The following is a 15708-nucleotide window of genomic DNA, read 5'->3' as shown; positions in this document are numbered from 1 at the left end:
CATAAGCAATGGGATGACGCCCGACCACCGCAGCAGCCGTGACCTCGTCCTGGTCGGCCACGGCATGGTCGGCCAGCGCTTCCTGGAGGCCTTCACCGCGCTGCCCGCCGCCCGCGGCTGGCGGATCACCGTGCTCGCGGAGGAGCCCCGGCCCGCGTACGACCGGGTCCACCTGAGCGCACTGTTCGACGGCCGCACCGCCGAGGACCTCTCGCTGTGCCCGCCCGGCTTCCCCGCCGAGCACGGCATCGACCTGCGCCTCGGCGACCCGGCCACCGCGATCGACCGGGCGGCGCGCCTGGTGCGCACCCGATCGGGCGCCGAAGTCCGCTACGACGCCCTCGTGCTGGCCACCGGGTCCGTCCCGTTCGTCCCGCCGGTGCCCGGCAAGGACGCGCCCGGCTGCCACGTCTACCGCACCATCGAGGACGTCGACGCCATCCGCTCGGACGCGGAGAAGGCCGCCACCGGCGTCGTCGTCGGCGGCGGGCTGCTCGGCCTGGAGGCCGCCGGCGCACTGCGGGCCGGCGGACTGACCACCCACGTCGTCGAGTTCGCGCCCCGCCTGATGGCCGTCCAGGTCGACGACGGCGGCGGCGCCGTGCTCCGCCGCAAGATCGAGGACCTCGGCGTGACGGTGCACACCGGCGCCGGCGCGAGCGGCGTCGTCACCGGCGAGGACGGCCGGGTCACCGGGCTCGCGCTCTCCGACGGCCGCGAACTCGCCGCCGACCTCGTGGTGTTCTCGGCCGGCGTGCGCGCCCGCGACCAGCTCGCCCGCGACTGCGACCTGCCGGTCGGCGCCCGCGGCGGCGTCGTCGTCGACGAGCGCTGCCGCACCGCCGACCCGGCGGTCCTCGCCATCGGCGAGTGCGCCCAGGCCGCCGACGGCCGCGTCTACGGCCTCGTCGCGCCCGGCTACCAGATGGCCGAGACGGCGGCACGGACGCTGGCCGACCTGCCCGGCGAGGGCTTCACCGGCGCCGACACCTCCACCAAGCTCAAGCTCCTCGGCGTCGACGTCGCCAGCTTCGGCGACCCGCACGGCACCGCCGAGGGCGCGCTCGACGTGCTCTACAGCGACAGTCGCGGCGGCGTCTACCGCAAGCTCGTCATCGGCCGGGACGGCGCCCTGCTCGGCGGCGTCCTGGTCGGCGACACCGACGCCTACGGCACGCTGCGCCCGCTCGCGGTAGCCGGCAAGCCGCTCACCGTCCCGGCCGAACAGCTCGTGCTGCCCGCCGGGTTCGCGAACGCCGGACCGGTCGCCCTGCCCGACGACGCGGTGCTCTGCTCCTGCCACAACGTCACCCAGGGCGCCGTCCGCGCCGCCGTCCGCGACCAGGGCTGCGACAGCGTCGCCGCCGTCAAGAAGTGCACCCGGGCCGGCACCGGCTGCGGCAGCTGCGTCAAGATGCTCGGCACCGTCGTCACCGAGGAGCTGGAGGCGGCCGGCGTCAGCACCGACAAGGGCCTGTGCGAGCACTTCGCCCACACCCGTGCCGAGTTGTACGAGATCGTCCGCGTGACGGGGATCGGGAGCTTCTCCGACCTGCTCGACCGGCACGGCAGCGGCGAGGGCTGCGAGGTCTGCAAGCCCACCGTCGCCTCCATCCTGGCCAGCCTCGGCAACGGCCACATCCTCGACGGCGAACAGGGCGCCCTCCAGGACTCCAACGACCACTTCCTCGCCAACATCCAGCGCAACGGCTCCTACTCGGTCGTCCCGCGCGTACCCGGCGGCGAGATCACCCCCGAGGGCCTCATCGCGATCGGCGAGATCGCCCGCGACCACGGCCTCTACACCAAGCTCACCGGCGGCCAGCGGATCGACATGTTCGGCGCCACCGTCGACCAACTCCCGGTGATCTGGCGCAAACTGGTCGACGCCGGCTTCGAGTCCGGCCACGCCTACGGCAAGTCGCTGCGCACCGTGAAGTCCTGCGTCGGCGAGACCTGGTGCCGCTACGGCGTCCAGGACTCCACCACGCTCGCCATCGAACTGGAGCTCCGCTACCGGGGGTTGCGCTCCCCGCACAAGCTCAAGTCGGCCGTCTCCGGCTGCGCCCGCGAGTGCGCCGAGGCGCAGAGCAAGGACTTCGGCATCATCGCCACCTCGGCCGGCTGGAACCTCTACGTCGGCGGCAACGGCGGCATGACGCCCCGGCACGCCGACCTGCTCGCCGCCGACCTCGACCGCGAGACGCTCATCCGCACCATCGACCGCTTCCTGATGTTCTACATCCGCACCGCCGACCGCCTCGAACGCACCTCGGTCTGGCTGGAGCGCCTGGAGGGCGGCCTCGACCACCTGCGGGCCGTCGTCCTCGACGACTCGCTCGGCATCGCCGCCGAGCTCGACGAACTGATGGCCCGTCACATAGGCGGCTACCAGGACGAATGGGCCGAGACCCTGGCCGACCCCGACCGGCTGCGGCGCTTCTCCTCCTTCGTCAACGCCCCCGGAACCCCCGACCCGGCCGTGACCTTCGTCCCCGAACGCGGCCAGATCCGCCCCGCCCGCCCGGGCGAGGACGGACACACCCTCGAATCCCCGGTCCTCATCGCCGGGGCCCGACTGGAGGTGCTCACCCCGTGACCGTTCAGATCCACGACGTTCAGATCCACGACGGCACCCGCTGGCACGCCGTCTGCACCCTCGACGACCTGCAGCCCGGCCGCGGCAGGGCCGTCCTGCTCTCCGAGGCGCACCAGGTCGCGCTGTTCGTCGACCGCGCCGGGAAGCTGTACGCCGTCGACAACCTCGACCCGTTCAGCGGCGCCCAGGTGCTCTCCCGCGGCCTGCTCGGCAGCCGCGGCGACCGCCCCACCCTCGCCTCGCCGATGTACAAGCAGGTCTTCGACCTCACCGACGGCCGCTGCCTCGACGAGGACACCGCCCCCGACGGCCGCCCGGCCGTCCTGAAGGTCTGGCCCGTCCGGGTCTCCGGAGGTGCGAAGTGACGACAGTCGTCGAGGCCGGTACGGCCGGACCCGCCGAACTGCGCGGCTGGGACCCGGAGGACGAGGAGTTCTGGCAGCGGGCCGGCGCCCGCATCGCCCGGCGCAACCTCGTCTTCTCCGTCCTCTCCGAGCACATCGGCTTCTCGGTGTGGAGCCTGTGGTCGGTGCTCGTGCTCTTCCTCGGGCCCCAGTACCACATCGACACGGCGGGCAAGTTCACGCTCACCGCGCTCCCGACCGCGCTCGGCGCGCTGCTGCGCCTGCCGTACACCTTCGCCGTCGCGCGGTTCGGCGGACGGAACTGGACGGTGATCAGCGCCCTGCTGCTGCTCGTGCCGACCGTGCTCGCCGCCCTCGTCCTGAAGCCCGGCGTCTCGTACGGGACGCTGCTCGCGGTGGCCTGCGTGGCCGGCGTCGGCGGCGGCAACTTCGCCTCGTCCATGGCCAACATCAACGCCTTCTACCCGCACCGGCTCAAGGGCTGGGCGCTCGGCATCAACGCGGGCGGCGGCAATCTCGGCGTGCCGGCCGTGCAGCTGCTCGGGCTGCTCGTCCTCGCCACGGCGGGCGCGGCCCACCCGCGGCTGCTGCCGCTGATCTACCTGCCGCTGATCGTGCTCGCGGCGGCGGGGGCCTGGTGGAGGATGGACAACCTGCCGGCGTCGTCCGCCGGTGCCAAGGAGGGGCGGGCGCTGCGCGAGGTGGCCCGGGACCCGTACGGCTGGGCCGTGTCCGCGCTGTACATCGGCACGTTCGGCTCGTTCATCGGGTTCGGCTTCGCCTTCGGGCAGGTGCTCCAGGTGCAGTTCCACGACCGCTTCGACACCCCGGTCAAGGCCGCCGCGCTCACCTTCCTCGGGCCGCTGCTCGGCTCGCTCCTGCGGCCCGTCGGCGGACGGCTCGCCGACCGCTGGGGCGGCGCGCGCGTCACGCTCGCGACGTTCGCGGCCATGGGCGCCGGGACGGCCGTCGTGCTCGCCGCCTCCCGGGCGGGCTCGCTGCCGCTGTTCCTGGCCGGGTTCGTCGCGCTGTTCGTCCTCAGCGGGATCGGCAACGGCTCGACGTACAAGATGATCCCCGCGCACTACCAGGGCCGGGCCCGCGCCGCCGTCGCCGCGGGCGCCGACCCCGCGGCGGCGGAGACCGACGCACGGCGGCGCTCGGCCGCGCTCATCGGGCTCGCGGGTGCGATCGGGGCGTTCGGCGGGGTGATCGTGAACCTCGCCTTCCGGCAGTCCTTCCAGGCCAGCCACAACGGGGACGCCGCCTACGTGGGCTTCCTGGGGGCCTACCTGGCGTGCTCGGCGCTCACCTGGGTCGTCTGGCTGCGGCCGGGCGCGCGGGCCGGGCTGGTGCGGCAGGCGGCCTGAGGCCGGTGACGGGCGCCGGGGCGGCGCGTGCCGGGGGGCGTGAGCCGTTCGGGCCGCCCGGCGCGCGGGGCCGGGGGCGGGCGATTAGCGTCGGCCGCAGCTCGTCCTAGCCCCCGGGAGGTTGGCAGTGCAGCGGTGGATCATCCTGACGGTCCTCACCACGGCCCTCAGCGGCCTGGCAGTACCCGCAGTGCCCGCAGTGGCCGATGCGGGCCCCGATCAGCCGACGACGTCGGTCACCATCGACGGCGCGCGGATCGACCAGAAGATCCCGGGCAAGGTCCGGGTCGACGTCACATACGTGTGCGGGGTGGCCGCCGAGGCCAGGTCGCTGACCGTCACGGTGGAGCAGCAGGACCCGGAGGACGCCGCCACGAAGGCCTTCGGCTCCACCCGCACGGCCGACACGGACATCCAGTGCGACGGGACGGAGCAGCATCGCCAGCTCATCGTGTCGTCCAAGACCACCAACTGGATCCCCGACGTGGACGCCGTCCTGACCGCCACGGTCTCCAACCTCGGCTCCGCCCCGCCGGCCTCGGCCGACGCCCGCCGGATCCGGCTCGCCACCCCCACCCCCGCCGCAACCGGCTGATGCGCCCGCCGACCCGGCTCGCCCGGGCCGGCGGCGCCCTCCTCCTCGCCGCCGGCCTGAGCGCATCCCTCACCGGATGCCTCAGCGCCTACATCGGCTCGGCGCCGGAGGACAGCGGCCCCACCACCGCACCCGCCGCGCCACGGCTCCCCACGACGGCGGCCCCCAGCGGCCCGACGGCGGTGACGGTGACGATCGGGAACTTCCTGTTCCAGCCCGCGAACTTCACCGTCCGCCCCGGCGGCACCGTCACGGTGGTGAACGCCGACACGGTCGAGCACACCCTCACCGCCCAGGACCGCACGTTCGACACGGCCCCCATCGCCCCGGGCGCCTCGGCCACCTTCAAGGCACCGGCGCAGCGCGGCGCGTACTCGTACCAGTGCACGTTCCACCACTTCATGCGGGGCATCCTGACGGTGGGTTAGGCCCGTCGTGGAGTCCCCGCCGTTCGACGGGACGACGGATCCGGCCGGGCCGGACCGCGGCGTGTGCCCATGGCCGATCCCGCTCCGTAGCCGCAAGTTCACTGGTCACGACTGCTGCTCCCTTTGCACCCCATGCTCTACAGTGCTGTAGAACTAAGAGCTGGTAAAGCAGGCGCCAAGGCGGGGGCGACGCGAACAGCGAACGGGGTTGAACCATGGACAGACCGCTCCGGCTACCTCAGCAGGACCGGGCCGACTTCGAGACGGTGCTCAGCAGGGCGCTCGCGGGGGCGGCGGTGCAGGCCGCGCTGCGCGCGAGGGGGGAGCAGGCGCACGGGGTCGAGCGGTTGCGGCGGTGTGCGCGGGACAACGCGGAGTACGTGCTGGCCGCCGCCGCGCCCGAGTACGAGCGGTACGCGGGGTTGCGGGCGGACGCCGACGCGGAGGCGCGGCTGCCGGTGGACGCGCCTGCGCCGGAGCGGGCCTCGGGGTGGCTGGGGGTGCTGGCGGTGATCGTGCCGCTCGTCTCCGGGGCCGCGGCCGGGATCTTCCTGCTGCTCGGCTACGCGCTCGGGCTGGCCGACGACTCGGAGGTGCTGGGCGGGGCGCTGGTCGGTGCCGGGTGGGTCGCGGCCGGGGTGGCGCTGGTGAGTGCGCTGGCGGGCGGGATCGGGCTGGCCGCCGCGGCCTCGCGCTCGCGGGCGGCCGAGGGCGGGGACGCCGGGGCCCCGGGCGAGTTGGCGCTCGCGCGGGACGCCTGGCGGACGGCGCTGGCGGAGCGCGGGATGGTGCCGTACCTGGTCGCCCAGGCGAACGCCGGGCGCGGCGGGGCCACCGCCGCGCCCGGGTCGCGGGTGTAGAAGCCGGATACGGGCAAGGAGACCTCAAGGAGCCTGCGGTTTCGCCTGGTTGCCTTCACCGGTACGAAGGCTCCTTGGATGATCCGGTCGGCTGTGCAGGGGTGGGCGCGGGCTGCTGTTCGACGAACTCCAGCAGGTTGCCGACCGGATCCTGGGTGTAGAAGCGGCGGTTCGGCGGCAGCGAGGTGTCCCACACGACCAGCGCGCCGGAGCTCTCCAGCCGGCTCGCGAAGGCGTCGATCTCGTCGACGACCAGGCCGGGGTGGGCCTTGGCGGTCGGCCGGAAGGCGTCCTCGATGCCCAGGTAGAGCCGGACGCGGCCACCGTCGGCGGCGAACCAGCACCCGCCGCGTGCGGCGAGCGAGGCCGGGCGGGGGAGCTCGGCCATCTGCAGGATGTCGCCGTAGAAGGCGCGCAGCATGGCCTCGCTGCCGGGTGGGGCGGCGAGTTGGACGTGGTCCAGGGCGGTGATCACCGAAGGGTTCCTCTCGTGGTGCGGTGCAGGGGGCGGGAGTTGGCGGGTGTGGTCGTCAACGGTGCTGGGACGGAGGCGGGTTGGCGCCGGGCCGATGCGGTCCCCGGCGCCGCTCGCGGACGGCGTCCACGAGGATCCGGACGGTCGGGACGGGCAGGTCCAGTCGGCGGGCGATCCACGGCGCGGTGTGACCGCCGAGGGCGAGCACCCAGGCCGCGTAGAGCTGGTTGAGCTGCGGCCCGTCCTCGGTGAGCAGCAGCGGGCGGACGGCCTCCATCGGGAAGCCCTCCAGGGCGCGGGTGCTGTAGACGGGGCCGTCCGGGCCCGGCGGAGGCAGCGGGAGCCTCCGCCGGGCCGCCAGGCGGCGGCCGACGAGCAGCACGCCGACGAGCAGCAGACCGGTGGCGGCGGACCCGATGAGGGCGGCGCCGATCACCGGCCGGTCCGGGTCCGAGGCCTCGTTCAGCGCGAGGCCTTCGAGGACGAGCAGCGTCAGGACGACGAGCAGCCCCGCCGCCTCGCCGCGCCGCGGGAGCAGCTTGCCGGGAGTCATCGGAAACCTCATCGTGGCCGTGGTGACGGTGAGTTGGCGAAATGGGTCAGGCCGCGGCGGCCAGCCGGGGGTCGTACTTGTAGCCGACCTGGCGGACGGTCGCGAGGGTGGGCCGGTGCCCGGGGCCGAGCTTGCGGCGTATCCGGGCGATGTGGGTGGAGATGGTGCGGGTGTCGCCGTTGTCGGGGCGGCCCCACACGCTCTCCATCAGCTGGCGGCGGCTGTGCACCCGCAGGGGGTTGGCGACCAGGTGGGCGAGCAGCTCGAACTCCATGAAGGTGAGGTCGACTTCGCGGCCGTTCACGGTGGCGACGCGCTGCTCGGGGTCGATCGCCAGCCCGTTCGGCGGGGTGTCGTCCCCGGCCTGCGGGCGGATGGCCCGGACGGTGGCGGCCCGGACGGAACCGGCCTGTGCGGGGACGCGCTCGGCGGGGGCGGCGGGAACGGCGGGGGCGGCCTTGGCCGCGGGGGCGCTCGCCGTCGTGACGGCGCGGAGGGCGGCCCGGTGGTCGGAGAAGATGACGTCGAGCCGGGGGTAGCGGACGGCCATGACGGGACTTCCTTCGGCGTGATTCTGCTGGTGGAGTGGGTGGCAGGGGCGGACGGGCGGTCAGCTCTCGGCGTGCCAGCGGGCGCACAGCCCTGCCGTCCCGTCGGCGGCGGTGACGGCCTCCCAGCGGGCCCGCAGGCGCATCGGCGGCCCGGCCGGGGCCTGCGAACCGATGGCCCGGAGCACGGTGTCGTCGATCGGGCCCGCGGTGATCGAGCCCGCGGCGATGGGGCCCGCGGCGATCCGGCCGAGGACGCCGGCGAGGGCGGCGCGCAGGCCGCGGGGCGGAACGGTCCGGGTGGTGGTGGGGTGGAAGAAAGCGGCGACGGACATGGCGACTCACCTCGGGTTCAACGGTCGGCGGGCGTGCGAGGGCATGCCCCGGCCGGGCGTGGCGTGGGGTTGGCGGGTTGACGCGCGGGCCCGCCTGGCGGCGTGCGACGGTGACCCCCTGCGGGCACGGCACCGCGACCCGGGGCGGCCGTCCGATGCGGGGCCGCGCGGGCACGGTGGTGTGCGCATGCGCTGACGAAACGTCAGAAGCACGGTGGGATAAGGGGGTTCAGCGTCTGCCGGAGGCGTGCTCGGGCATGCGGGAACGGGGCCGACTGTGGCCCGGACTACTACTACTGCTGTCCATGCGATCGCCTCCTTCCGGTCGGACGCACCACGGGCGGTGCGTTCATCGACTCGGCAGGAGCTCGCCAACCTGCCCCCCGGGCCGCCGGCTCACCCCAACTCGTCAGAGCTTTGGCACTTCACGGCGTAATCCCCGGCCGCAACGGGCACTGCGGGGAAGCCACTTGGGATCAACCCTTAGGTCGGGAAGATCTGTCCTGAACCTGGGCGTCTCTCGACGTCGTCGGGTCAGTGGCCTGTGTCCGTGAAGACGCCTCACCGAACGAGGTGCCTTTTCAAACACCCGAAAGCATAGCCCGGAACCGGGCGATCCTCGACACCTTTGTCGAACTTCTGACACGAACTCCCGGCGAACTCCCGGTACGAACGCCCTCCCCGGAGCGCATGACGTTCGGGTGCCATCCGATTACGGTGGGTGGGAGGCGCTGTGGATCCGGGACCGGTGGTCCACAGTGGTAGGGGAGGCCGGACCATGGGACTCACCAGTCACAAGCTGCTCGCGCTGACGGCGCTGTTCACCGTGGCCACGGTGCTCGGCACGCTGTGGGTGTGGCCGAAGTTGGCCGTCCGGAGCTGGCCGGCGATGTTCCTGCGGCTCGGCACGATCGTGCTCACGCAGCTGGCGCTGGTCGCCACGCTGGGGCTCGCGGTGAACGACTACTTCGTCTTCTACAGCAGCTGGTCCGACCTGCTGGGGCACGATCGCGGGGCGGCCGTGATCCAGGGCGCCGGAGCCACCCCGAGCGCTACGGGGACGAGCGGTGCGGGGGCGAGCGGTACGGGGACCAGCGGCGCCGGGACGACCGGCACCGGGCCCGCCCGCTCGCCCGCCGGGATCCAGGTGCTCGGCACGGCGGACATCACCGGCGCCCCGGCGGGCAGCCGCGACCCGGCGCAGATCGGGCGGCTCGACAAGGTCCGCATCCCCGGCGGGACGACCGGTCTGAGCACCGACGGTTACGTCTACCTGCCGCCGCAGTACTTCCAGCCGGGCGGCGAGCACCGGCAGTTCCCCGCGCTGCTCGTGATGACCGGCTTCCCCGGCGACGCCGCCAACCTCGTCACCAAGCTGCGCTACCCGGCGTACGAGCTCGACCTGCTGCGGAAGGGCGCGATGCGGCCGGCCGTGCTCGTGCTGATGCGCCCGTCGCCGTCGATGCCCCGGGACAGCGAGTGCGAGGACGTCCCGAACGGCCCGCAGGCGCAGTCGTACTACACGACGGACGTCCCGGCCGACCTGCGCGCCTCCTACCGGGTCCTGGACGGCACCGGGAGCCTCGGCGTGATCGGCGACTCGACGGGCGGCTACTGCGCGCTCAAGCTCGGCATGGTGCACCCGCAGACCTTCCCGGCCGTGGTCTCGCTCTCCGGCTACTTCAAGGCGGCGGACGACATCACGACCGGGGACCTCTTCGGCGGCAGCGCGCAGCGCCGCGACGAGGCCGACCTCACGTGGCGCCTCGCGCACCTGCCGATGCCGTCGCTGTCGGCGCTGCTCGCGGACAGCAAGGAGGACGGGAGCACGTACGCGGACTCGTCGGCCTTCGCGGCGGCGGCCCGTCCGCCGCTCACGGTGGCGCAGGCGACGGTGGACTCGGGCGGGCACAACTTCACGACCTGGACGCGGCTGCTTCCGCCCTCGCTCACATGGCTGAGCGACCACCTCAACGCCCCATCTCCGTAGGAACGTTGGCATGGCGCCGCCCCCGTCCGGGCGGATCGGACGGGGGCGGCGGAGGGGGGCTCGCCGGGCCGGCCCCAGCGGCCCTGGTCGTGGTGCCGCGGTGCCGCGGTCGGTGGCGTGGTGGCGTGATGCCGCGATGCCGCGATGATGCGGTGCCGCGGTCGGTGGCGTCAGCGGGCGAGGAGCGGGAGCGGGGCGCCCGTGCGGGCGGGGAGTTCGAGGCGGGTCAGGAGATCGGACGGGGACACCTCGACGACCCGGCAGCCGGCCCGGTGGCGGCAGTGGCGGGCCACCGACGCGTGGCGCAGCCGGTCGAGCCGGCGGCGGGTGGCGGCGCCGATCACGAGGACGTCGTCCGGGCCGGTGACGGCGCCGACCAGGGCGGGCCCCGGTTCGGAGTTGACCACCACGGGGTGGACGACCAGGCCGGACGGGTACCCGCCGTAGGCCTGTTCGAAGGCGATGTCGAGGCGCCGGCGGGCGGCGTGCTCCAGTTCGGACAGTGGTCGCAGCCCGTCCCGGTCGTGCGCGGTCCAGGCGGCGACCGGCACGAGGGTGGCTCCGTGCCGCGCCGCTTCGCCGACGGCGTGGTAGAGAGCGGCGAGACTGCTCAGTGATCCGCTCAGGCCGACGATCACTCGGGTGGTCCCGGTCATGGCCGTTCGCCTCCGTGTGCCAGTTTGTCTTCGTGTGGGTGCGTGTCTTCGGTTCCGTCATGTCCAGTGAACCCCGGAACCACCCCGTCCGCGTCGCCGCTGACGCTGCCATGACGCGTGTCGCCCGCATCTTGACGGCCCCCTGACAGCCGTGCGTACTAGTAGCACCGGTGCCGGTACCGCTACTCGCACCGGCGGCGGTCAGCCCAGCCCCGGGACGAACTCGATCAGCAGGTCGATCGCCTTGATGCCGAGGAACGGCAGGACCAGCCCGCCCAGCCCGTACACCCGCAGGTTGCGCCGGAGCAGGTCGGTCGCGGAGGCGGGCTGGTAGCGGACGCCGCGCAGGGCGAGCGGGATGAGCGCGACGATGATCAGCGCGTTGAAGATGATCGCGGAGGCGATCGCGGACTGCGGGCTGTGCAGCCCCATGATGTTGAGGTGGTGCAGCCCGGGGTAGGCGTTCGCGAACATCGCGGGGATGATCGCGAAGAACTTGGCGACGTCGTTGGTGATCGAGAAGGTGGTCAACGCGCCCCGGGTGATGAGGAGTTGCTTGCCGACCCGGATGATGTCGATGAGCTTGGCCGGGTTGGAGTCGAGGTCGACCATGTTGCCCGCCTCCTTCGCCGCCGGGGTGCCGGAGTTCATGGCGACGCCGACGTCGGCCTGGGCGAGGGCGGGGGCGTCGTTGGTGCCGTCGCCGGTCATCGCGACCATGTTCCCGGCGGCCTGCTCCTGGCGCAGGTAGGCGAGCTTGTCCTCGGGCGTGGCCTCGGCGAGGAAGTCGTCGACCCCGGCCTCCTCGGCGATGGCCTTGGCGGTGAGCGGGTTGTCGCCGGTGACCATGACCGTGCGGATGCCCATCCGCCGCAGCTCGGCGAAGCGTTCGGCGATGCCCTCCTTGACGACGTCCTTGAGCTCGACGACGCCGAGCGCGCGGGCGCCGTGCCGGTCGTGCACGGCGACGAGCAGCGGGGTGCCGCCGTCCCCGGCGATCCGGTCGACGAGCGGTTTGGCCGCCATCGGCAGCCGGCCGCCGGACTGCACGACCCACTGGGCGACGGCGTTCGCGGCGCCCTTGCGGATGAGGCAGGCGGTCCCGTCGGGCCAGCTCAGGTCGACGCCGCTCATCCGGCTGTGCGCGGTGAACGGGACGGGCCGCTGTTCGCCGAGCTCGCCGGGCGCCCTTGGCGGCACCCAGTACTGACGAATCGTCAGTTCGACGAGTGAGCGCCCCTCCGGCGTCTCGTCCGCGACGGACGCCAACTGTGCCGCCTCGGCGAGCTGTTCGGTCGTCGCGCCGGGCAGCGGGTGCAGGGCGACGGCCCGCCGGTTGCCGTAGGTGATGGTGCCGGTCTTGTCGAGCAGCAGCACGTCGACGTCCCCGGCGGCCTCGACGGCCCGGCCGGAGAGGGCGACGACGTTGCGCTGGACGAGCCGGTCCATCCCGGCGATGCCGATCGCGGAGAGCAGCGCGCCGATGGTCGTCGGGATGAGCGCGACCATCAGGGCACACAGCACGACGGTGGTCTGCGGGGCGTGCGCGTAGATGGCCATCGGCTGGAGGGAGACGACGGAGAGGATGAAGATGATGGTGAGCGACGCGAGCAGGATGTTGAGCGCGATCTCGTTCGGCGTCTTCTGTCGGTTGGCCCCCTCGACCAGGCTGATCATCCGGTCGATGAAGCTCTGCCCGGGCCGGGAGGTGATCCGGACGACCAAGTGGTCCGAGAGCACTCTGGTGCCGCCGGTGACGCTGGTGCGGTCGCCGCCGGACTCGCGGATGACGGGGGCGGACTCGCCGGTGATCGCGGACTCGTCGACGCTGGCGACGCCCTCGACCACCTCGCCGTCCTGCGGGATCACCTCGCCGGCCGACACGAGCACGATGTCGTGCAGCATCAACTCGTTGGCGGGGATGACCTCGTGACGGTGGTCAGGGATGCCGACCCGCCAGTGCAGCAGCCGTCGGGCGGTGGTGCCGGCCTGCGCGCGGCGCAGCGAGTCGGCCTGCGCCTTGCCGCGCGCCTCGGCGACGGCCTCGGCGAGGTTGGCGAACAGCACGGTGAGCCAGAGCCAGAAGCCGATGAGCCACGCGAACACGCTGGGGCGGGCGACGGCGGTGAGCGTGGTGAGGGCCGAGCCGGTCTCGACGACGAGCATGACCGGGTTGCGGACCATCGTGCGCGGGTGCAGCTTGCGGACGGCGGCGGGCAGGGCCTCGGCGAGCTGCTGCCGGGTGATGAGGCGACGGCGTCCGTTGGCGGGGCCGCTGGGCCGATGACTGGGGTGCTGCGGTTGCTGCGGTTGCTGCGGGTGGGGCGCGTGCTGCGGGTGGTCGGTGGTGTCCGTGAGGGCCGTACGGCGCATCGTCTCGGGGACCTTCCGGGCTGCCCCTTGCGGTGGGGCGGCGGGTTCGGTGGCGACGGGAACGGCGGACAGCCCACCACCGGATTCCTGTGCGCCATGCCGGTCTTGACGCGGGCTTGGCGGCGGAACGGCCTTCTTTGACAGTTCCCTGACACCATGATCGACCCAGCCTCCGACCTGCGCGAACACCCGTTCGGGGGGCTGGGGTCGGGGGGAATGTCAGGAAGTCGTCAAGGTGGGCCCCGTTCGCGTAGGTCACGCGTCAAGGGCGGGTGCGGTCGGTGTGCGATGGGTTTGCACTGGAACCGGGGGCCGCGGACGACGGCCCTCCACGACCTTCCCTGGGAGTCTTCGATGACCACCGCCACCGCCCTGATCGACGTCGACGAGCCGCTTGAACGCACGATCCGCCTCGTGCCCGTCGCCGAGCGCCCCGAGCCCGCGCCCGCCGCCCCGGCCCCTTCCGAGGTCGACCGCAGCCGTACCCGCCCGGCGCACTGCCGGTACGCGATGCACTTCGAGGACTGACCGCCACCCGCTCGACGTTCCGTAGGAGCCGCAATGACCCAGCTCACCGCCCCTCCCTCCGTGACCTCCACCTCCGCCGACGCGCTCGGCGGCCCCTGGCCCGCGTCGGCGCGGACGGGGCCCGGCGGGGAGGTGCTGGTCGGCGGAGTCGGGCTGGCGGAGGCCGCCGAACGGTTCGGCACGCCGCTGTACGTCCTCGACGAGGCCGAGGTGCGGGGGCGCGCCCGCGCGTACCGCCGGGCGCTGCCGCACGCGGACGTGCTGTACGCGGGCAAGGCGTTCCTGTGCAGCGCGATGGCGGACTGGGTCGCGGAGGAGGGACTGGGCCTGGACGTCTGTTCGTCGGGTGAACTGTGGCTGGCCTCGTCCGCCGGGTTCCCGGCGCAGCGGATCCTGCTGCACGGCAACGCGAAGTCCCCGGAGGACCTGAGGCTGGCGCGGCGGTTGCGCGTCGGCCGGATCGTCATCGACGGGCCGGCGGAGATCGCTCGGCTCGCGGCGCTGGTGGCGGCGGACACGCCGCAGAAGGTGCTGGTCCGGGTCGTCCCGGGGATCGCGGCCGGGCACCACGCGGCCGTGCGGACGGGCGTGGGCGGCCAGAAGTTCGGCTTCCCGATCGAGGGCGGCGACGCGGCCGATGCCATTGCCCGGGTGCTCGACCAGCCGGGGCTGGAACTGGTCGGCCTGCACTGCCACTTGGGCTCGCAGATCACCGAGATCGAGCCGTTCCTCCAGTCCGTGGACACGCTCGTACGGCTGCTCGCCGACGTGCGCGACCGGCACGGCGTCGAGCTGCCCGAGCTCGACCTCGGCGGTGGCCACGGCATCCGGTACCTGCCGGGCGACGAGGAGCTGGACGTCGCCGAGTTCGCGGTGCGGGTGACGGACCGGCTGGCGGTGCGCTGCGCCGAGGCGGGCCTGGAGGTGCCGCGCCTGATCGTCGAACCCGGCCGGGCGATCGCCGGCCCGGCGGCGGTGGCGGTGTACCGGGTGCTGTCCGTGAAGCACGCGGCGGACGGGCGGACGTTCGCGGCGGTGGACGGCGGCATGAGCGACAACCCGCGGCCGGTGCTGTACGGGTCGGAGTACACCGTGCGGATGGTGGGCCGCCGTACGGACGCGGGGACGGCGCGGGTCGACGTGGTCGGGCGGCACTGCGAGGCCGGGGACGTGCTCGTGCGCGACGCGCTGTTGCCGGCCGACCTGCGGCCGGGTGACCTGCTGGCCGTGCCGGCAGCGGGGGCGTACCAGCTGTCGATGGCCAGCGGCTACAACATGGTGGGTCGTCCGCCGGTGGCCGCCGTGAAGGATGGCAGGGCACGGCTGCTGATCCGGAGGGAGACGGTCGAGGACTTCCGCCTTCGGGAAGTCGGCCGCTAAGCGCGCACCCGTTCGAGTGGTTTGACGTGTCTCCGCCCGTAGGAGCCGCCTGCCGGAGTCCAGACTGTCGCGACGTGCCACGGCGGTGCGTCGTGACGGAGGGAGTTCAAGATGGCCGGCTGGAGCTATGTGGACAGAGGTTTGCCGACGGACGCGCTACAGATCAAGTCCATGACCGTCACCCCGGATCCGCCGAAGCCGGGAAGCCCCGTCACACTCCGGATCGACGCGGCTGCGACGAGGGCGATCGAGGACGGCGCGTACTTCGACCTCGTGGTCAAGCTCGGGCTGATCAAGCTGATCGAGCGCAAGTACGACCTCTTTGCGGAGCTTCGCGGCGGCGGTGCCGAGGGCCTGGAGCTGAGCTGCGACACCAGCGACGGAAAGCGCCCCATGCCGAAGGGGGACGCGGTCCTGACAGCGGTCATCGGCCTCCCGAGGGAGGTTCCGAGGGCGAAGTTCAAGCTCCAGGTCCGCGCCTACATGGTCGATGACGACGATCTGGCAGCCGTGGACTTCGACGTCGACCTCTCGCGCTAACCGCACCTGCGAACGTCGTCGTGCCCCCGCCGCCGGGCCGGCGGGGGGGGGCGCGGCGTGTGGGGGGGGGTGGGGGTGGCGGGGTTTAGTGGGGTGGTGTGGTGGGGGGTTTT

General features: G+C 73.3%; 16 protein-coding genes and 1 riboswitch. Of the genes, 10 read left to right on the top strand and 6 right to left on the bottom strand.

Annotated elements, in window-relative coordinates:
- The first annotated feature begins 13 nt into the window (after positions 1–13).
- The 6 genes from nirB (at position 14) to ACFVU9_RS31285 (ending at position 6217) form a co-directional block, all read left to right on the top strand.
- A complete protein-coding gene (nirB, locus tag ACFVU9_RS31310; RefSeq protein WP_387599172.1) occupies positions 14–2599 on the top strand; it encodes a nitrite reductase large subunit NirB in 2586 nt (861 codons plus the stop codon).
- Positions 2596–2964 (top strand): nitrite reductase small subunit NirD, encoded by a 369-nt coding sequence (gene nirD / locus ACFVU9_RS31305; RefSeq protein WP_380436554.1) that lies wholly within the window; start codon positions 2596–2598, stop codon positions 2962–2964. The genes nirB and nirD overlap by 4 nt, the downstream gene beginning before the upstream one ends.
- Entirely contained in the window at positions 2961–4334 is a 1374-nt protein-coding gene (locus tag ACFVU9_RS31300) for a nitrate/nitrite transporter (RefSeq protein WP_387599150.1), read from the top strand. The genes nirD and ACFVU9_RS31300 overlap by 4 nt, the downstream gene beginning before the upstream one ends.
- Before the next feature lie 121 nt (positions 4335–4455).
- On the top strand, positions 4456–4929 hold the full coding sequence (locus tag ACFVU9_RS31295; RefSeq protein WP_387599147.1) for a hypothetical protein: 474 nt from the start codon (positions 4456–4458) through the stop codon (positions 4927–4929).
- Positions 4929–5357 (top strand): cupredoxin domain-containing protein, encoded by a 429-nt coding sequence (locus ACFVU9_RS31290; protein WP_380436548.1) that lies wholly within the window; start codon positions 4929–4931, stop codon positions 5355–5357. The genes ACFVU9_RS31295 and ACFVU9_RS31290 overlap by 1 nt, the downstream gene beginning before the upstream one ends.
- Before the next feature lie 215 nt (positions 5358–5572).
- Positions 5573–6217: a hypothetical protein gene (locus ACFVU9_RS31285; RefSeq protein WP_380498488.1), complete on the top strand. Its 645-nt coding sequence runs from the start codon at positions 5573–5575 to the stop codon at positions 6215–6217.
- A gap of 55 nt (positions 6218–6272) precedes the next feature.
- Here ACFVU9_RS31285 and ACFVU9_RS31280 read toward each other — a convergent pair whose 3' ends face one another.
- Genes ACFVU9_RS31280 through ACFVU9_RS31265 form a run of 4 tightly spaced genes read right to left on the bottom strand, consistent with a single transcriptional unit; the run spans position 6273 to position 8128 of the window.
- Complete coding sequence (locus ACFVU9_RS31280; RefSeq protein ID WP_380500052.1) at positions 6273–6692, bottom strand: glyoxalase; 420 nt, start codon at positions 6690–6692, stop codon at positions 6273–6275.
- A 55-nt stretch (positions 6693–6747) separates the two neighbouring features.
- Complete coding sequence (locus ACFVU9_RS31275; RefSeq protein ID WP_387599143.1) at positions 6748–7245, bottom strand: hypothetical protein; 498 nt, start codon at positions 7243–7245, stop codon at positions 6748–6750.
- Positions 7246–7291: 46 nt separating this feature from the next.
- Positions 7292–7795, bottom strand: coding sequence for a winged helix-turn-helix domain-containing protein (locus ACFVU9_RS31270; protein WP_380436540.1), 504 nt, complete (start codon positions 7793–7795; stop codon positions 7292–7294).
- A gap of 60 nt (positions 7796–7855) precedes the next feature.
- Positions 7856–8128: a hypothetical protein gene (locus ACFVU9_RS31265; RefSeq protein WP_380500050.1), complete on the bottom strand. Its 273-nt coding sequence runs from the start codon at positions 8126–8128 to the stop codon at positions 7856–7858.
- Positions 8129–8521: 393 nt separating this feature from the next.
- A riboswitch (M-box (ykoK) riboswitch) is annotated at positions 8522–8708 on the bottom strand.
- Positions 8709–8906: 198 nt separating this feature from the next.
- On the opposite strand from ACFVU9_RS31265, the gene ACFVU9_RS31260 reads away from it, so the two are divergent.
- The gene (locus ACFVU9_RS31260) at positions 8907–10118 is read left to right on the top strand and encodes an alpha/beta hydrolase (protein ID WP_380436536.1); all 1212 of its coding nucleotides are present in this window, start codon (positions 8907–8909) and stop codon (positions 10116–10118) included.
- 170 nt (positions 10119–10288) lie between these two features.
- Here ACFVU9_RS31260 and ACFVU9_RS31255 read toward each other — a convergent pair whose 3' ends face one another.
- Positions 10289–10774: a universal stress protein gene (locus ACFVU9_RS31255; protein WP_387599138.1), complete on the bottom strand. Its 486-nt coding sequence runs from the start codon at positions 10772–10774 to the stop codon at positions 10289–10291.
- Positions 10775–10975: 201 nt separating this feature from the next.
- Positions 10976–13147 (bottom strand): potassium-transporting ATPase subunit KdpB, encoded by a 2172-nt coding sequence (gene kdpB / locus ACFVU9_RS31250; RefSeq protein WP_387599135.1) that lies wholly within the window; start codon positions 13145–13147, stop codon positions 10976–10978.
- Positions 13148–13501: 354 nt separating this feature from the next.
- Here kdpB and ACFVU9_RS31245 point away from each other — a divergent pair, with 354 nt between their 5' ends.
- The 3 genes from ACFVU9_RS31245 (at position 13502) to ACFVU9_RS31235 (ending at position 15595) form a co-directional block, all read left to right on the top strand.
- Positions 13502–13675, top strand: coding sequence for a hypothetical protein (locus ACFVU9_RS31245; RefSeq protein ID WP_380436530.1), 174 nt, complete (start codon positions 13502–13504; stop codon positions 13673–13675).
- Positions 13676–13708: 33 nt separating this feature from the next.
- Positions 13709–15055: a diaminopimelate decarboxylase gene (gene lysA, locus ACFVU9_RS31240; RefSeq protein ID WP_387599132.1), complete on the top strand. Its 1347-nt coding sequence runs from the start codon at positions 13709–13711 to the stop codon at positions 15053–15055.
- Positions 15056–15166: 111 nt separating this feature from the next.
- A complete protein-coding gene (locus ACFVU9_RS31235; protein ID WP_387599129.1) occupies positions 15167–15595 on the top strand; it encodes an ML domain-containing protein in 429 nt (142 codons plus the stop codon).
- Positions 15596–15708 lie beyond the last annotated feature (113 nt).

The organism is Kitasatospora sp. NPDC057936, from assembly GCF_042887525.1.
Classification (GTDB): Bacteria; Actinomycetota; Actinomycetes; order Streptomycetales; family Streptomycetaceae; genus Kitasatospora.
This window is presented reverse-complemented; position numbering and strand designations above follow the sequence as displayed.

Bases quoted from the DNA above. Each gene is read 5' to 3' on its own strand.
- nirB (WP_387599172.1), top strand. From the start codon at position 14: ATGACGCCCGACCACCGCAGCAGCCGTGACCTCGTCCTGGTCGGCCAC.
- ACFVU9_RS31290 (WP_380436548.1), top strand. From the start codon at position 4,929: ATGCGCCCGCCGACCCGGCTCGCCCGGGCCGGCGGCGCCCTCCTCCTC.
- ACFVU9_RS31285 (WP_380498488.1), top strand. From the start codon at position 5,573: ATGGACAGACCGCTCCGGCTACCTCAGCAGGACCGGGCCGACTTCGAG.
- ACFVU9_RS31275 (WP_387599143.1), bottom strand. From the start codon at position 7,245: ATGACTCCCGGCAAGCTGCTCCCGCGGCGCGGCGAGGCGGCGGGGCTG.
- ACFVU9_RS31270 (WP_380436540.1), bottom strand. From the start codon at position 7,795: ATGGCCGTCCGCTACCCCCGGCTCGACGTCATCTTCTCCGACCACCGG.
- ACFVU9_RS31265 (WP_380500050.1), bottom strand. From the start codon at position 8,128: ATGTCCGTCGCCGCTTTCTTCCACCCCACCACCACCCGGACCGTTCCG.
- ACFVU9_RS31260 (WP_380436536.1), top strand. From the start codon at position 8,907: ATGGGACTCACCAGTCACAAGCTGCTCGCGCTGACGGCGCTGTTCACC.
- ACFVU9_RS31255 (WP_387599138.1), bottom strand. From the start codon at position 10,774: ATGACCGGGACCACCCGAGTGATCGTCGGCCTGAGCGGATCACTGAGC.
- kdpB (WP_387599135.1), bottom strand. From the start codon at position 13,147: ATGCGCCGTACGGCCCTCACGGACACCACCGACCACCCGCAGCACGCG.
- ACFVU9_RS31245 (WP_380436530.1), top strand. From the start codon at position 13,502: ATGACCACCGCCACCGCCCTGATCGACGTCGACGAGCCGCTTGAACGC.
- lysA (WP_387599132.1), top strand. From the start codon at position 13,709: ATGACCCAGCTCACCGCCCCTCCCTCCGTGACCTCCACCTCCGCCGAC.
- ACFVU9_RS31235 (WP_387599129.1), top strand. From the start codon at position 15,167: ATGGCCGGCTGGAGCTATGTGGACAGAGGTTTGCCGACGGACGCGCTA.